Source organism: Bradyrhizobium mercantei, assembly GCF_001982635.1.
In the GTDB taxonomy this organism is placed as follows: Bacteria; Pseudomonadota; Alphaproteobacteria; order Rhizobiales; family Xanthobacteraceae; genus Bradyrhizobium; species Bradyrhizobium mercantei.
This window is the reverse complement of record NZ_MKFI01000012.1, coordinates 11,565-24,711: the sequence shown is the minus strand read 5'-3', so window position 1 is coordinate 24,711 and position 13,147 is coordinate 11,565. Positions and strand designations below refer to the sequence as shown.

Annotated in this window: 12 protein-coding genes; 9 read left to right on the top strand and 3 right to left on the bottom strand. The window is 66.0% G+C overall.

Features of this window, described 5'->3' with window-relative positions:
* Positions 1 to 39 precede the first annotated feature (39 nt).
* The 9 genes from BI327_RS38275 (at position 40) to BI327_RS38235 (ending at position 9,871) form a co-directional block, all read left to right on the top strand.
* On the top strand, positions 40 to 1,707 hold the full coding sequence (locus BI327_RS38275; RefSeq protein WP_076866798.1) for an amidohydrolase: 1,668 nt from the start codon (positions 40 to 42) through the stop codon (positions 1,705 to 1,707).
* On the top strand, positions 1,707 to 2,795 hold the full coding sequence (locus BI327_RS38270) for a CobW family GTP-binding protein (RefSeq protein ID WP_076866796.1): 1,089 nt from the start codon (positions 1,707 to 1,709) through the stop codon (positions 2,793 to 2,795). Before BI327_RS38275 ends, BI327_RS38270 begins: the two co-directional genes overlap by 1 nt.
* A gap of 45 nt (positions 2,796 to 2,840) precedes the next feature.
* A complete protein-coding gene (locus tag BI327_RS38265) occupies positions 2,841 to 4,154 on the top strand; it encodes an ABC transporter substrate-binding protein (RefSeq protein WP_076866794.1) in 1,314 nt (437 codons plus the stop codon).
* A gap of 1 nt (position 4,155) precedes the next feature.
* Positions 4,156 to 4,887, top strand: a complete 732-nt coding sequence (locus BI327_RS38260; protein ID WP_076866793.1) for an ABC transporter ATP-binding protein — start codon at positions 4,156 to 4,158, stop codon at positions 4,885 to 4,887.
* Positions 4,874 to 5,572: an ABC transporter ATP-binding protein gene (locus BI327_RS38255; RefSeq protein ID WP_076866791.1), complete on the top strand. Its 699-nt coding sequence runs from the start codon at positions 4,874 to 4,876 to the stop codon at positions 5,570 to 5,572. The genes BI327_RS38260 and BI327_RS38255 overlap by 14 nt, the downstream gene beginning before the upstream one ends.
* A gap of 18 nt (positions 5,573 to 5,590) precedes the next feature.
* Positions 5,591 to 6,457 carry a branched-chain amino acid ABC transporter permease gene (locus tag BI327_RS38250; protein ID WP_076866789.1) on the top strand — a complete coding sequence of 289 codons (867 nt, stop codon included), beginning with the start codon at positions 5,591 to 5,593 and terminating at the stop codon, positions 6,455 to 6,457.
* A 26-nt stretch (positions 6,458 to 6,483) separates the two neighbouring features.
* Positions 6,484 to 7,482, top strand: a complete 999-nt coding sequence (locus BI327_RS38245) for a branched-chain amino acid ABC transporter permease (RefSeq protein WP_245335058.1) — start codon at positions 6,484 to 6,486, stop codon at positions 7,480 to 7,482.
* 65 nt (positions 7,483 to 7,547) lie between these two features.
* Positions 7,548 to 9,557 (top strand): copper amine oxidase, encoded by a 2,010-nt coding sequence (locus BI327_RS38240; protein WP_083742385.1) that lies wholly within the window; start codon positions 7,548 to 7,550, stop codon positions 9,555 to 9,557.
* A complete protein-coding gene (locus BI327_RS38235; RefSeq protein ID WP_076866784.1) occupies positions 9,554 to 9,871 on the top strand; it encodes a hypothetical protein in 318 nt (105 codons plus the stop codon). Before BI327_RS38240 ends, BI327_RS38235 begins: the two co-directional genes overlap by 4 nt.
* Here BI327_RS38235 and BI327_RS38230 read toward each other — a convergent pair.
* Genes BI327_RS38230 through BI327_RS38220 form a run of 3 tightly spaced genes read right to left on the bottom strand, consistent with a single transcriptional unit; the run spans position 9,857 to position 13,146 of the window.
* A complete protein-coding gene (locus tag BI327_RS38230; RefSeq protein WP_076866782.1) occupies positions 9,857 to 11,209 on the bottom strand; it encodes an aminotransferase class III-fold pyridoxal phosphate-dependent enzyme in 1,353 nt (450 codons plus the stop codon). The two genes, BI327_RS38235 and BI327_RS38230, sit on opposite strands and share 15 nt — an antisense overlap.
* A gap of 12 nt (positions 11,210 to 11,221) precedes the next feature.
* Positions 11,222 to 11,887 (bottom strand): HAD family hydrolase, encoded by a 666-nt coding sequence (locus tag BI327_RS38225; RefSeq protein ID WP_076866780.1) that lies wholly within the window; start codon positions 11,885 to 11,887, stop codon positions 11,222 to 11,224.
* Positions 11,884 to 13,146, bottom strand: coding sequence for a Tm-1-like ATP-binding domain-containing protein (locus tag BI327_RS38220; protein ID WP_076866778.1), 1,263 nt, complete (start codon positions 13,144 to 13,146; stop codon positions 11,884 to 11,886). Before BI327_RS38220 ends, BI327_RS38225 begins: the two co-directional genes overlap by 4 nt.
* Position 13,147: the final 1 nt, after the last annotated feature.

The window sequence follows — 13,147 nt, the reverse complement described above, 5'->3', positions numbered from 1 at the left end:
CGAGTGCTCCAGGCTTTCCCAATCGAGAAGTTGATCCGCATGAACAGGACATTCGCCGACACGGTTTTCCGCAACGGCCGGATCTACACGTCGAATCGCGGGCAGCCTTGGGCGGCGTGCGCGGCGGTTAAGGCCGGCCGGTTCATCGCCGTCGGCGAGGAGCGCGATATCGCGGCGCTGATCGGCGAGGGGACCGCGACTGTCGACCTCCGCGGACGGATGGCGATGCCGGGGATCGTCGACATCCACAATCACATCATGATGGGCGGGCAGGCCGATCTCTACGAACTGCGCTTTTCCAACGCCGACAGCATTCCAAGGATCGCCGAGACTCTGCACAAGGCCGCTTCCGCGGCCGCGCCCGGCGCCTGGATCGTCGGCGGGCAGTTCGGCAACAATCTGCTGAACGAGATGAACACCGCGGAGTCCTGCGCGTTGCTGGACGCCGCCTGCCTCGGGCACCCCGTCGTGCTGCGCGACGACACCTACCACAATCGCTGGGCGAGCTCGGCGACGCTGCGGCTCGCCGGCGTGCAGGCCGACACGCCCGATCCGACCGACGGCGAGATCGGCCGCGACCTCAAGACCGGGACGCTGACCGGGATCATGATCGAGGCAGCCTCGGGGCTGGTCGAGCGGGCGCTCGCGGCCTCCGGCCACTACACCGCCAAGATGGACCGTGCGGCGGTGGCGCGCTCGATCTCGGTGCTGAATACCTATGGCGTCACCGCCTTCATCGATGCCGCCAGCATGCAGCCGATCATGGCGGCGCTGAAGGGGCTCGACGACCGCGGCGAGCTCACCGCCTGGGCGGTCTGCGCGATGCCGGTGGTCGAGCCGGGCTTCATGTTCGGCAAGGCCGGCGAGGAGCTGTTCGCGTTGCGCGAGCAGTACCGCGGCGCCCATGTGAAGCCGGACTATGTGAAGGTGTTCCTCGACGGCGTGCCGGGCGCCAAGACGGCAGCGTTCCACGAACCCTACGTGGCAGACCCCGTGCGCGGCTGCTGCTTCCGCGGTGCCACCATGCTGACGGTGCCGGACCTGATCCGCTGGCTCGGCCGCTGCGAGAAGCTCGGCCTTGCCGCCAAGATCCACTGCGCCGGCGATGCCGCGGTGACCCAGGCGCTCGACGCGATCGACGTCGTGCGCAGCTTCAACGGTCCGACCCATCTGATCCATCAGATCGCGCATGCGAGTTATATCGCGCCCGACGACATCAAGCGCTTCGCCGAGCTCGGCGTCGCGGCCGACCTGTCGCCGATCATCTGGTATCCGACCATCTTCCTCGAGGCGCACAAGGCTGCGATGGGCGAGGAGCGCGCGCAGCGCTTCTGGCCGAACCGGGATTTGAAGGAGGCCGGCGCGCTGATGGCCGGCGGCTCGGATTGGCCTGTCATCCCGATCCCCGATCCCTGGCAGGGCATCGAGGGCATGGTGACAAGGCAGAATCCGACCGGCGATTTCCCCGGCAAGTCGCTGTGGGCCGAGCAGGCGCTCGATCTCAAGACCGTGATCGACATCTACACCATCGACGCCGCGCGCGCGGCCGGCCTCGGCCAGTCGATCGGCTCGATCGAGGTGGGGAAGTCGGCCGATTTGATCGTGCTCGACCAGATGATCTTCGACATCCCGCCGGATCAACTCGCCGATACGCGGGTCGAGATGACCTTCTTCGAGGGCCGCAAGGTCTACGAGCGGGGCAAGTGATGGCAGCTGTGGATCAGATCCCGGTCACGGTGCTGACCGGCTTTCTCGGCAGCGGCAAGACCACGGTGCTGAACCATCTTCTGCGTCAGCCGGAGCTCAATGGCGTCGTCGCCATCATCAACGAGTTCGGCGAGGTGGCGCTCGATCATCTCCTGGTCGAGAGCAGCGAGGACCGCCTCGCGCTGCTCGACAATGGCTGCATCTGCTGCTCGGTCCGCGAGGATCTGATCGAGACGCTGGCCGATCTCGCGTCGCGCCGCGCCGCCGGCACGATCCCGCCGTTCCACCGCGTGCTGGTCGAGACCACCGGGCTCGCCGATCCCGTGCCGGTGCTGCACACGCTGATGACGGCGCCCGATGTCGTCGGCTGCTACCGGATCGATGGCGTGGTCGCGACCGTCGATGCCGTCAATGGTGCGCGCACGCTCGCGGCGCATGACGAAGCGGTCAGGCAGGTCGCGGTCGCGGACCGGCTGCTGGTGACCAAGACCGACCTTGCCGACGATGATGCGGTGGCACAGCTCGACGCGCGGCTTGCTGCGATCAATCCGGTCGCGGTTCGCCACCACGTCCGCAATGGCATCGTCGACCCGGCGAAGGTCCTCGACGCCGGGTTGTTCGATCCCTCGGCCCGCTCCGCCGATGTGGTGTGCTGGTTCGATCTGGCGTCGCGGGCGGCGAACGCGCCACACGGCCATGCGGAGCACCATTGCGACGGCGAGGCGTGCAACCACCACAGCGATCACGCGCACGATGTCGGCGTGTCGTCCTACAGCCTGATCATCGACGAGCCGATCCAGCGCGAGGCGTTCGCGCGCTGGCTCGACTATGTCGCGGCGCTCAAAGGGGAAGACCTGCTGCGCTTCAAGGCCATCGTGAATGTCGCCGAGCAGCCCGAGGCGCCCATGGTGGTGCATGGCGTGCAGCACGTGTTCCATCCACCGATCACGCTGCAAGGCTGGCCGTCGGCGGACCGGCGCTCGCGGCTGGTCTTCATCGTGCACGGCATCCCGCGCCAGATCATCGAGAACACCTTGTGCAAATTTGCCGCGGTGAACCGCGCGGCGATCCAGCGATCAGCGGCCTAAGCCGCCGTCAAGCATTTTCATCACTGGTTGTGGAGGGAGAGGGACATGACTGAGACAAAGAACCATACGGTGTCCGGCCGGCTCAATCGGCGTACGCTGCTAAAAGCGGCCGGCGCCACCGGTCTCGCATCCGCGATAAACGTGCCGCTGGTCAACATCGCACGCGCCGCAGGCAACACCATCAAGATCGGCTGGGTCGGCTGCCTCTCCGGCGTCCGGGCGCCGTTTGCCGAACCCGACACCTGGATTCATGAACGCATCAAGGCCCGCCTCAAGGATGGCCTCAAGATCGGCGGCAAGACCTGGCAGGTCGAGTTTGTCTTCAAGGACAATCAGTCCGATCCGAACCGCTCGTCGGTGGTTGCGAGCGAACTGGTGCTGCGGGAAAAATGCGATCTGATCCTGATCGAGGACGGCGACGCGCAGGCGCCGGTGCAGGAGCTCGCCGACGCCCGCGGCATTCCCTCGATCTCGACCATGGTGCCGTGGCAGGGCTGGATGTTTCCGCGCAAGTCGACGCCCGACAAGGGCTTCCCCTACAGCTATCACTTCTTCTGGGGCGCCGATGATGTCGTGAAGAACTTCCTCGGCATGTGGCAGTCGGTCGAGACCAACAAGAAGGTCGGCACGCTCTATATCGACAATCCTGCCGGCCAGGCGTTCTCCGACCCGAAGGTCGGTTTGCCCGGCGGCATCACGCAGGCGGGCTATCAGGAATTCTCCGCCGGAAAATTCCAGATTGCGACCGACGACTTCACCAATCAGGTGTCGTCGTTCAAGAACAACGGTGTCGATATCGTCTCCGGGTTCACTTACGGCAATCACTGGGTGACGCTGTGGAACCAGGCGGCCCAGGCCGGCTTCAAGCCGCAGATCTGCACCGTCGCGGCGGCGTTCCTGTTTCCGAGTGCGGTGAATGCGCTCGGCGATCGTGGCGACGGCATGTCCACCGAAGTGTGGTGGACGCCGGCCTATCCGTTCAAGTCGTCGCTGACCGGGCAGAGCGCCGCCGAACTCGCCGCGGAATGGGAGAAGACGACGGGCAAGCAATGGACTCAGCCGATCGGTTACGCCCATGCCCTGTGGGAGGTTGCGCTCGCCGCTTTGCAGAACAGCGATCCAAAGGACAAGAACTCGCTGCGCGATGCCATCGCGGGTCTCGACATGGAGACGGTGGTCGGGCCGGTGAAGTTCAAGGGAACGCCGATCAAGAACGTCGCGGTGACCTCGCTGTCCGGCGGGCAGTGGCGCAAGAGCAAGGGCGGCAAGTTGAAGTACGAGCTCCTGATCGTGCACAACGGGACCGCGCCGTTCATCCCGAAGCAGGCCGATCTCCAGCTGCTCTCCAAGCTGGCCTGAGATGGCACCGCTTCTGCGCGTCAACGGGCTGTCGAAACGCTTTGGCGAGATCGTGGTCGCCGACGCCGTCAGCTTCGAGCTGGCGCGCGGCGAGTGCCTCGGCGTGATCGGCCCGAACGGCGCCGGCAAGAGCTCGCTGCTCAACCTGATCGTCGGCCTGCTCACGGCCGACGGCGGCTCGATCATGCTCGACGACAAGGAGGTCACCGGCCTGCCGCCGCACCGCCGGGCGCGGATGGGGCTCGGACGCGCGTTCCAGATCCCGCAGCCGTTCCCGCATCTGTCGGTCTACGAGAACGCGCTGGTTGCCGCATCCTACGGCGCGGGCCTGTACGGCGAGGCGGCCTCGCACTGGACCATGGAGGTGCTGCAGCGGACCGGGCTCGACGCCAAGGCGGACAAGCTCGCCGGCGCCTTGCCGCTGATCGACCGCAAGCGGCTGGAATTCGCCAAGGCGCTGGCCTCGAAGCCCAAGCTGATCCTGCTCGACGAGATCGCCGCCGGGCTCACCGAGCCCGAGGTCGAGCGCCTGGTCGCGATCATCCAGGGTGTGAAGGCCGATCACGCCATGATCTGGATCGAGCACATTCCGCACGCGTTGCGCGCGGTGTCGGATCGCATCCTGGTGCTCGATTTCGGCCGCAAGGTGCTGGAAGGACCGCCGGCCGAGGTCATGGACAGCGCCGTGGTGCGCGAGATTTACATGGGATTGAAGGCCGATGGCGTTGCTTGATGTGAACGGCCTGCAGATCTTCTACGGCGATCTCCAGGCCGTGTTCGACATGAACTTCACCGTCGCCGACGGTGAGGCGGTGGCGCTGGTCGGCGCCAACGGCGCCGGCAAGTCGACGTTCCTCAAAGCACTGGTCGGGCTCAACGAGGAGCGCAAAGGGGCCGTGCATTTCGACGGCATCGATATTTCGCAGATGCCGGCCGAAGAGGTGTCGCGGCTCGGGCTCATCATGGTGCCCGAGGGGCGGTTGCTGTTCGATTCGCTGACCATTGAGGAAAACCTGCTGATGGGCAGCGTCAACCGGCGCAAGGGCAGCTGGACCCTGCGGCGGGTGTTCGATCTGTTCCCGATCCTGGAGGAGCGGCGGCGGATGTTTCCCGGCCAGCTCTCCGGCGGCCAGCAGCAGATGGCGGCGATCGGCCGCGCGCTGATGTCGAACCCGCGGCTGCTCTTGTGCGACGAGATCTCGCTCGGGCTCGCGCCCGTCGTGGTCGAGCAGATCTATCGCTCCTTTGCCGACATCCGCCGCGAAGGCACCGCGGTCGTGCTGGTCGAGCAGGACGTCAAGCGCGCGCTCGCGACCTCCGAGCGGATCTATTGCCTGTTGAAGGGGCGGGTGTCGCTGACCGGCCCGGCGCAAGGGTTGCAGCCGGAGCAACTGACGCACGCATATTTCGGAAACTAGCCAGGATTGGCAACGAACATGATCTGGGTTGAGACATTGATCAACGGGGCCCTGCTGGGCGGGCTCTACGCCCTGCTCGGCATCGGGCTCGCTTTGGTGTTCGGCGTGATGCGCGTCGTCAACATCGCCCATGGCGAGTTCATGGTGCTGAGCGCGTTCTGCGCCGTGCTGCTTTCCAACCTGTTTCCGCAGGTCTCGCCGCTGCTCATGCTGATCCCGGTGATCGCTCTGTCCTTTGCAGTCGGTTGGCTCTACCAGGCTGCGATCGTCAACCGGGTCGTGACGTCGCCCGATCCGCTCTCGCCATTGTTGCTGACGTTCGGCGTCTCGGTGATCCTGCGCAACGTCATGGTCGAGCTGTTCGGTGCCGACGTGCGCAGCCTCCAGGTCGGCGAACTCTCGCGCGCCAGCCTCGAGATCGCCGGCCTCAACATCGGCATCATGCCGCTGCTGACGCTGGTGCTCGCCGCATTGCTGTTCATGGCGCTGCAGCTCGTGCTGCGCCACACCGAGTTCGGCCGGATCGTACGCGCCACCGCTGATCGGCGCGACATCGTCCGACTGTCCGGGGTCAAGCCCGACCGGGTCTATAACTACGTGATGGGCCTGTCGCTGGCGCTCGGCGCGATCGGCGGCGTGCTGCTCGCAGTCCGGTCGAGTTTCACGCCGTTCTCGGGCGCCGAGCGGCTCCTGATCGCCTTCGAGGTCGTGGTGCTGGGCGGGCTCGGCTCGTTCTGGGGCGCGCTGCTCGGCGGCATTGCACTCGGCATGGCGCAGTTGATCGGGCTGAAGATCGATCCGAATGCGGGGCTGCTCTATGCACATCTCTTGTTCTTCATCATGCTGCTGATCCGGCCGTCGGGTCTCGTGTCGAGCAGGGCGTGACGCCGATGCCGACGCGGACACTTCTCATGGCCTGCGCCATCGTGCTCGTCGCGGTGATTGCCGGCGCGCCCTTCGTGCTCAACGAAGGCTTCCTGCGGCTCGCCACCGAGTGCCTGCTGCTGCTGACCATGGCGCAAATGTGGAACCTGCTGGCTGGCTATGCCGGGCTGGTCTCGCTCGGCCACCAGGTCTTCATTGCCTTCGGCGCCTATGCGCTGTTCTTGACCTCGGGCTGGCTCGAGGTCACGCCGATCTGGGTGCTGCCGGTGGCGCCGCTGGTGGCCGGCGCGGTCGCGGCGGTCATCGCGTTTCCACTGTTTCGTTTACGCGATGCCTATTTCTCGATCGCGATGTGGGTATTCGCCGAGATCATCGGCGCATTCACCATGAAGTCGCAGGAGGTCGGCGGCACTTCGGGCATGCCGCTCGCGACCAGCAAGCTGATCGATTTCGACTGGTTCGAGCCGACGATGTTCTGGCTCGCCGGCGGCCTGACGCTCGTCACCATCGCCGCGCTGTACAAGATGATGACCTCGAGCTTCGGGCTTGGGCTGATGAGCGTGCGCGACAACGATCTCGCCGCGATGAGCGTCGGCGTCGACGTTCGCCACAACCGCTTCATCGCTTTCGTGCTGTCGGCGGCGGGATGCGGGTTGGCCGGCGCACTCAGCTTCATGGGCAATCTGTTCATCGCGCCGTTGGCGGCATTCGACGTCAACTGGTCGGTTTACATGATGTTCATCGTGATCATCGGCGGCATCGGCACGCTTGAAGGCCCGATCCTCGGCGTTATCATCTTCTTCGGTCTGCGCGAATTGATGACCGGACCGCTTGGCCTGTCCGGCGGCTGGTATCTGGTCGGGCTCGGCATCATCGCCGTCGTCGTGATGATCGTGGCGCCGCGCGGCATCTGGCCGGCCTTGCGCGATCGCCTCGGCGTGCGGCTCCTCGATGTCCACCGTGCCGCGCCGCGCCCGGCCGGGGCGGCGATCCTGCCGACGGTGTCGGAACGGGTTACCGGATGAGGCGGGCCTTCACGTCGCCACCGTTGCTTGTATTCTGACAGTCCTGGCTTTGAGTGGAGGGCGTGATGGCTGTGATTTTCCGGCATAGTGGATGGGCATTGGCCGGCCTGGTTGCGGCGACCCTGGCGGCGCCGCCGGCGCAGGCCGAGCGCCGGATGTGGCCGCAGGCGGCCGCGACGCACCCGATGGACGGGCTGACGACCGACGAAATCCGTTCGGTTTCCGAAATCCTCCGCGGCGCCGGCAAGCTCGACGATGCGGCGCGGGTCGTCTCCATGACCGTTGACGAGGATCCCAAGGACGAGGTGCGGGCGTGGAAGCCCGGACAGCCCTTCGCACGCCGGGCGCACGCGACGCTGCTGAGCGGCGGGCATCTCTACGAAGCGCATATCGATCTCGCCGCGCGCAACCTGGTCGGCTGGGACGAGGTCAGCGATCACGAGGCCGCGCTGACGATCGACGAGCTGATGTCCGCCGGCGATCTGCCGAAGCAGGACCCGCGCTGGATCGCCGCGATGGCCAAGCGCGGCATCACCGATTTCCGCAACATCATGTGCCTGCCGCTGACGGTCGGGCCGGTGAACGATCCGGCGATGAAAGGCCGCCGCCTGCTCAACGTGCCCTGCGTCGACACCACGGGCGCCGCCAACAATCTCTGGGGCAAGCCGATCGAGAATTTGTTTGCGCAGGTCGATCTCAAAAGCAAAACGGTGCTGTCTGTCACCGATCTCGGCGTAATGCCGCCACCACCGCAAACGCCGTCGCACGCCTATGCCGACTCCGGGAAATACCGCAAGGCGCCGAAGCCGATCGAGATCATCGCGCCTGAGGGCAGCAATGTGAAGGTGGAGGGCGGCCAGGTCCGCTGGGACAATTGGTCGTTCCATGTCCGCCTCGAGCCGCGCGTCGGCGCGGTGCTGTCGCTGATCCGCTACGACGATCACGGCACGTTCCGCGATGTCGCCTACCAGATCTCGGCGAGCGAGATGTTCGTGCCCTATATGGATCCGGCGCCGACCTGGTCGTTCCGCGCCTATATGGATATCGGCGAGTACGGCTTTGGCGTGCTCTCCAGCGAATTGCAGCGCGGCATCGACTGTCCCGAAGGCGCGCACTTCCTCGACCTGACGATCTCGGACACCAAGGGCAATCCGGTCGTCTCCAAGGGCGCGGTCTGCATCTTCGAGCGTCCGACCGGCGATCCGATCTGGCGCCACAGCGAGCTGCTCAACAACACCGCGGAGGTGCGTCCGAACAACGAGCTGGTGGTGCGGATGGCGCCGGTGGTCGGCAACTACGACTATCTGGTCGACTATGTGTTCGACCGCGCCGGCGATATCGATGTGCGGCTCGGCGCCTACGGCATCGACGCGACCAAGGGCGTGGCGAGCAAAACCCTGAGCGACCCGACGGCCGCGCAGGATACCGCCACCGGAACGCTGGTCGACGAGCGGCTGCTGGCGGTCAATCACGATCACTACATGACGTTCCGGATCGACATGGATGTCGACGGCACAGGTAACCGGCTGGTCGAGGATCGCTTCAATGTCCGGCGGCTGGAGCAGGGGCAGCGCAAGAGCCTGTGGCAGGTGGACACCAAACCGGTTGCGACCGAAGGCCCGATCACGACACCGCTGAGCGCGGCGCAGTTCCGGGTCGAGAGCGCCGGCAAGACCAACAAACAAGGCTACCGCACCAGCTATCAGCTGATGCCCGGTCACGCCGACGTCTCGTTGCTTGCCAAGGACGATCCGATCCAGCTGCGCGCCGGCTTTAGCGCCTACACGCTGTGGACCTCGGCCTACGCCAGGGACGAGCGCTACGCCGCCGGCCAGTATCCAAATGAAAACCCTGAGGTCGACGGCCTGCCGAAATGGACCGCGGCGAAGCGGCCGATCGAGGATCGCGACCTCGTGCTGTGGTACACTGTCGGCTTCCGCCATGTGCCGCGCGCCGAGGATTGGCCGGTCATGCCGGGGCTGTGGCATGGCTTCCGGCTGCGGCCGTTCAACTTCTTCGACCGCAATCCCGCGCTCGACGTGCCGCCGATGGTGAATGCCAGGGAGAGCAAATGAGCGGCCGTGCGCATCGCGTGGGGGCGGCGGCCGGCGCGCTGCTGGTGTTGCTGGCGATTGGGCAAGCTGCGCTCGGCGCAGCGGCCGAAAGCGGCGGCGACGATGCATCCTTGCTCTATCTGAGCAGCAGCGATTGGCAGCGCCAATCCGCGCCGCGCAAGGTCGCGCTCGCGGAGGACTTCATGCGGATCTTCTGCACCGATCAGAGGATGTCGGCGGCATCGCTGGCCGATTGCCTCGACCATGACAAGGCAGATGGCGCGCCGTTCGAGCGCGCCATGGCCTGTGTCAGTGCCCTGTCAGCCGGCCGCTGAGAGGCCGGCGTCGATCCCTTCGGCGATCGCCTTCACGTCCAATGAGGTGAGGATGAGCGGCGGGGACAGGATGAGGTTGTTGCCGGAGACGCGCAGCATCACGCCGGCCTCGTAGGCGGCATCTGCGACCTTCGCCATGGTCTTCTTGTCGGCGGGCTTCTTGCTGTCGCGATCGGCGACCAGCTCGAGCGCGGCCATCAGGCCCTTGCCCCTGACGTCGCCGACCAGCGGATGTTTTGCCTTCAGCGCGGCCAGCGCCTGCGCGAGGTCCTTGCCGCGTGCGGTGGCATTCTCGTCGAGCTTGAGCCGGCGGGTCTCGGCGAGCGCTGCGATGCCCGCGGCGCAGCCGACCGGATGGCCGGAATAGGTGTAGCCATGGCCGATCGAGCCGAACGTGGTCGTGTCGTTCTCAAAGGCTTCCGCGACCTGCTCGCCGATCAAGGTCGCACCGAGCGGGAAATAGCCCGAGGTGATCGCCTTGGCCATCGTCATCATGTCGGGCTTCACGCCCCACAGCCGCGAGCCCGACCACGCGCCGGTGCGCCCGAAGCCGGTGACGACCTCGTCCGCGATCATCAGGATGCCGTGACGGTCGCAGATCTCGCGGGCCAGCTTCATGAAGCTGTCCGGCGGCACGATCACGCCGCCGGCACCCAGCACCGGCTCCATGATGAAGGCCGCGATGGTGTCGGCGCCCTGGAATGCGATCTCCTCCTCCATCGCCGCCGCACAAAGCTGCGCGAGTTTTGCGGGATCGGTCTCGTTGAAGGGATTGCGATAGGTCGAGGGTGCGGGGATATGGAAAACGCCGGGCAGCATCGGCTCGTAGTTGCGGCGGAAATTGGCATTGCCGTTGACGGAAGCGCCGCCGAAATGGGTGCCGTGATAGCCCTTCTTCAGCGCCAGGAACTTGGTGCGGTCGGACTGGCCCTTGATCTTCCAGTATTGCCGCGCCAGCCGCAGCGCGGTCTCGACCGAGTCCGATCCGCCCGAGGTGAAGAAAGCGCGCACCATGCCCTCCGGCTTGAACCATTCGGTGAGCTCATAGGCGAGCTCGATCGAGGGACCGGATGAGGTGCCGCGGAAGCCTGAATAATACGGCAGCGCGCTGAGCTGTTCTGTGATCGCCTGCTTGATTGGATCGCAGCTGTAGCCGAGATTGACGTTCCATAGTCCGCCGACCGCATCGATCACGGTCTTGCCGTCGATGTCGGTCACGTGCACGCCTTCGCCCTTCATCACGATCCGCGGCGGCTGCGCCCGCATCTCGGCGGGATGGGCCATCGGGTGCCAGATCGGCTTGGCGTTGTTCTCAACCAGGAAGTTTCTGTCGCGCATGATTGTTCTCGGTCACTCGAATTGCAGCCCAAGATGCCGCAGCGCCTCGCCGTAGGACGCGGCGGGATTGCGCACATCGAACAGCACCGTGCGCATGTTGCATGCGGCGGCGCCCGTGATGTTGCGGCGCTGGTCGTCGACGAAGACGCAATTGTCTGCCTCCAGCGCCAGTTCGTCCAGCACGCTTTGATAGGCGCGCGGATCGGGCTTCAGGATCCCGGTATGGGTTGCGTCGACGATGGTATCGAAACGCTTGAGGATGGGAAGGCGGGTGCGGAAATCGGCGCCGTAGAACAGGTCGAGCTCGTTCGAGAGGATCGCGAGCCGGAACCCGGCGTCGGCGACGAGGCCGATCGCGCGCGCCGCCTCGGGGCGGATCACGGTTTCGGGATCGGCACCGCGCGCACGCTTCACGAAGGTTTCCATGTCGCGCCAGTCTTCGCCGACCATGCGCCCGACCTCGCGGCTGCGGGTCAGCCAATAGTCGCGTTCGGAAATCTCGCCATGCTGCATGGAAGTCCAGAGCGGATCGCTGTCGGGCGCGAACGGTCCGAGCCATTTCAGCGTGCACGGTGCGAGCCCGAGGGCGCGCTCGGTCAGGTCATGGGTCTCGAACAGGGTCTTCGAGATGACACCGCCGAAGTCGAGCACCAGCGCCTGGGCGAGCGGCCGGCTCATGCGGCAGCCGTCGCGCGGCCGGGCGGGATGACGCCGGCAGCGACCCAGCGGTCGAAGATGCCGAGCACGGTTTCATTGAATGCCGCGCTGTTGATGTGGTCCTTGATCTCGTGCAGTTCGACCGGCGCCTGGACCGCCGATCGCATCGCGTCTACAAAGGCGGCGAGGGCGTCGGGGTCGTGTAGCGCTTCGCCTTCGCGGTCCCATTGCTGGATGCCGCCGGCGGGCAGCACCAAGGCGACCGGTGCGCTGGCGCGAGCCAGTTTCTCGGCAATCGCGCCCGCGATCCTGCGGCGATCGGCGGCCCCTGAAGTGGCCGACGCGAGCAGCCGGTTATGCGCGTGGAACGGACGATCCGCCAGCTCGCCCGGAACTCCCAGCCACGCCGGGAAATCCACCATGTCGATCGCGCCGGGGGCGACGATCTGCGGAATGCCGGCTTGGCCCGCATTCTCCAGCCGGTCGGCGCCGGAATTGACCACCGAGCCGGTGAGCTGGTTGGCGACCTCCTGCAAACTGAGGTCCAGCACCGCGGCGAAACCGCCTTGGGCGGCGATCGATTCCATCGCGCGGCCGCCCATGCCAGTGGTGTGGAAAACCACCACCTCGTAGCCGCGCCGTTCGAGCTGCGGCTTCAGCTCGACCATGTAGCGCAGGCAGCTCTTGCCGAGCGAGGTGATCGCAACCACCGGCCGGTCCTTGCGCGGCTTGATTGCGCTCCGTGCTGCACCGACGATCGCGCCGCAGGCTTGCGACAGCACGGCGGTGCAGGTGCCGTTGAGGCCGTAGAGCCCGCCCGCCCACAGGATCATCATCAGATCGGCGGCCACGCGCTCGGGCGGGATCAGATGCGAGAACGCAACCGTCGAGACGATCAGCTTCGGCAGGCCGAGCGGCAGCGCCTGCGCGACGTCGAGCGCAAGGTCGGTCCCCATCGTGCCGCCGATCGCGATCACACCGTCGATGGCATCGCGCGCCGCGAGCTCGCGCGCCAGATTGGCGGCACCAATCGCCATCAGCGACATCGCGGAATTCTCGTCGCCGCTCGATGCAACCGCCTCGATCGTGGTGTTGGCGGCGGCCGCGACCGCGTGCTTGTCATGTGCGGGCCGATACGGCGGATCGCCGAGCACGCTGATGTCCATCATGATGGTTCGGCCGCCGGCGCGCGCGATGCACTCGCTCATGAACAGCAGTTCGTCGGCCTTGGTGTCTCCCGTTCCGATCAGGAGAATGCGGGGCTGCGTAATCTCAGGCATG

Coding starts and splice junctions, on each gene's coding strand:
- BI327_RS38235 (WP_076866784.1), top strand. CDS start 9,554: ATGAGCGGCCGTGCGCATCGCGTGGGGGCGGCGGCCGGCGCGCTGCTG.
- BI327_RS38255 (WP_076866791.1), top strand. CDS start 4,874: ATGGCGTTGCTTGATGTGAACGGCCTGCAGATCTTCTACGGCGATCTC.
- BI327_RS38260 (WP_076866793.1), top strand. CDS start 4,156: ATGGCACCGCTTCTGCGCGTCAACGGGCTGTCGAAACGCTTTGGCGAG.
- BI327_RS38275 (WP_076866798.1), top strand. CDS start 40: ATGAACAGGACATTCGCCGACACGGTTTTCCGCAACGGCCGGATCTAC.
- BI327_RS38270 (WP_076866796.1), top strand. CDS start 1,707: ATGGCAGCTGTGGATCAGATCCCGGTCACGGTGCTGACCGGCTTTCTC.
- BI327_RS38250 (WP_076866789.1), top strand. CDS start 5,591: ATGATCTGGGTTGAGACATTGATCAACGGGGCCCTGCTGGGCGGGCTC.
- BI327_RS38245 (WP_245335058.1), top strand. CDS start 6,484: ATGGCCTGCGCCATCGTGCTCGTCGCGGTGATTGCCGGCGCGCCCTTC.
- BI327_RS38230 (WP_076866782.1), bottom strand. CDS start 11,209: ATGCGCGACAGAAACTTCCTGGTTGAGAACAACGCCAAGCCGATCTGG.
- BI327_RS38240 (WP_083742385.1), top strand. CDS start 7,548: ATGGCTGTGATTTTCCGGCATAGTGGATGGGCATTGGCCGGCCTGGTT.
- BI327_RS38265 (WP_076866794.1), top strand. CDS start 2,841: ATGACTGAGACAAAGAACCATACGGTGTCCGGCCGGCTCAATCGGCGT.
- BI327_RS38220 (WP_076866778.1), bottom strand. CDS start 13,146: ATGCCTGAGATTACGCAGCCCCGCATTCTCCTGATCGGAACGGGAGAC.
- BI327_RS38225 (WP_076866780.1), bottom strand. CDS start 11,887: ATGAGCCGGCCGCTCGCCCAGGCGCTGGTGCTCGACTTCGGCGGTGTC.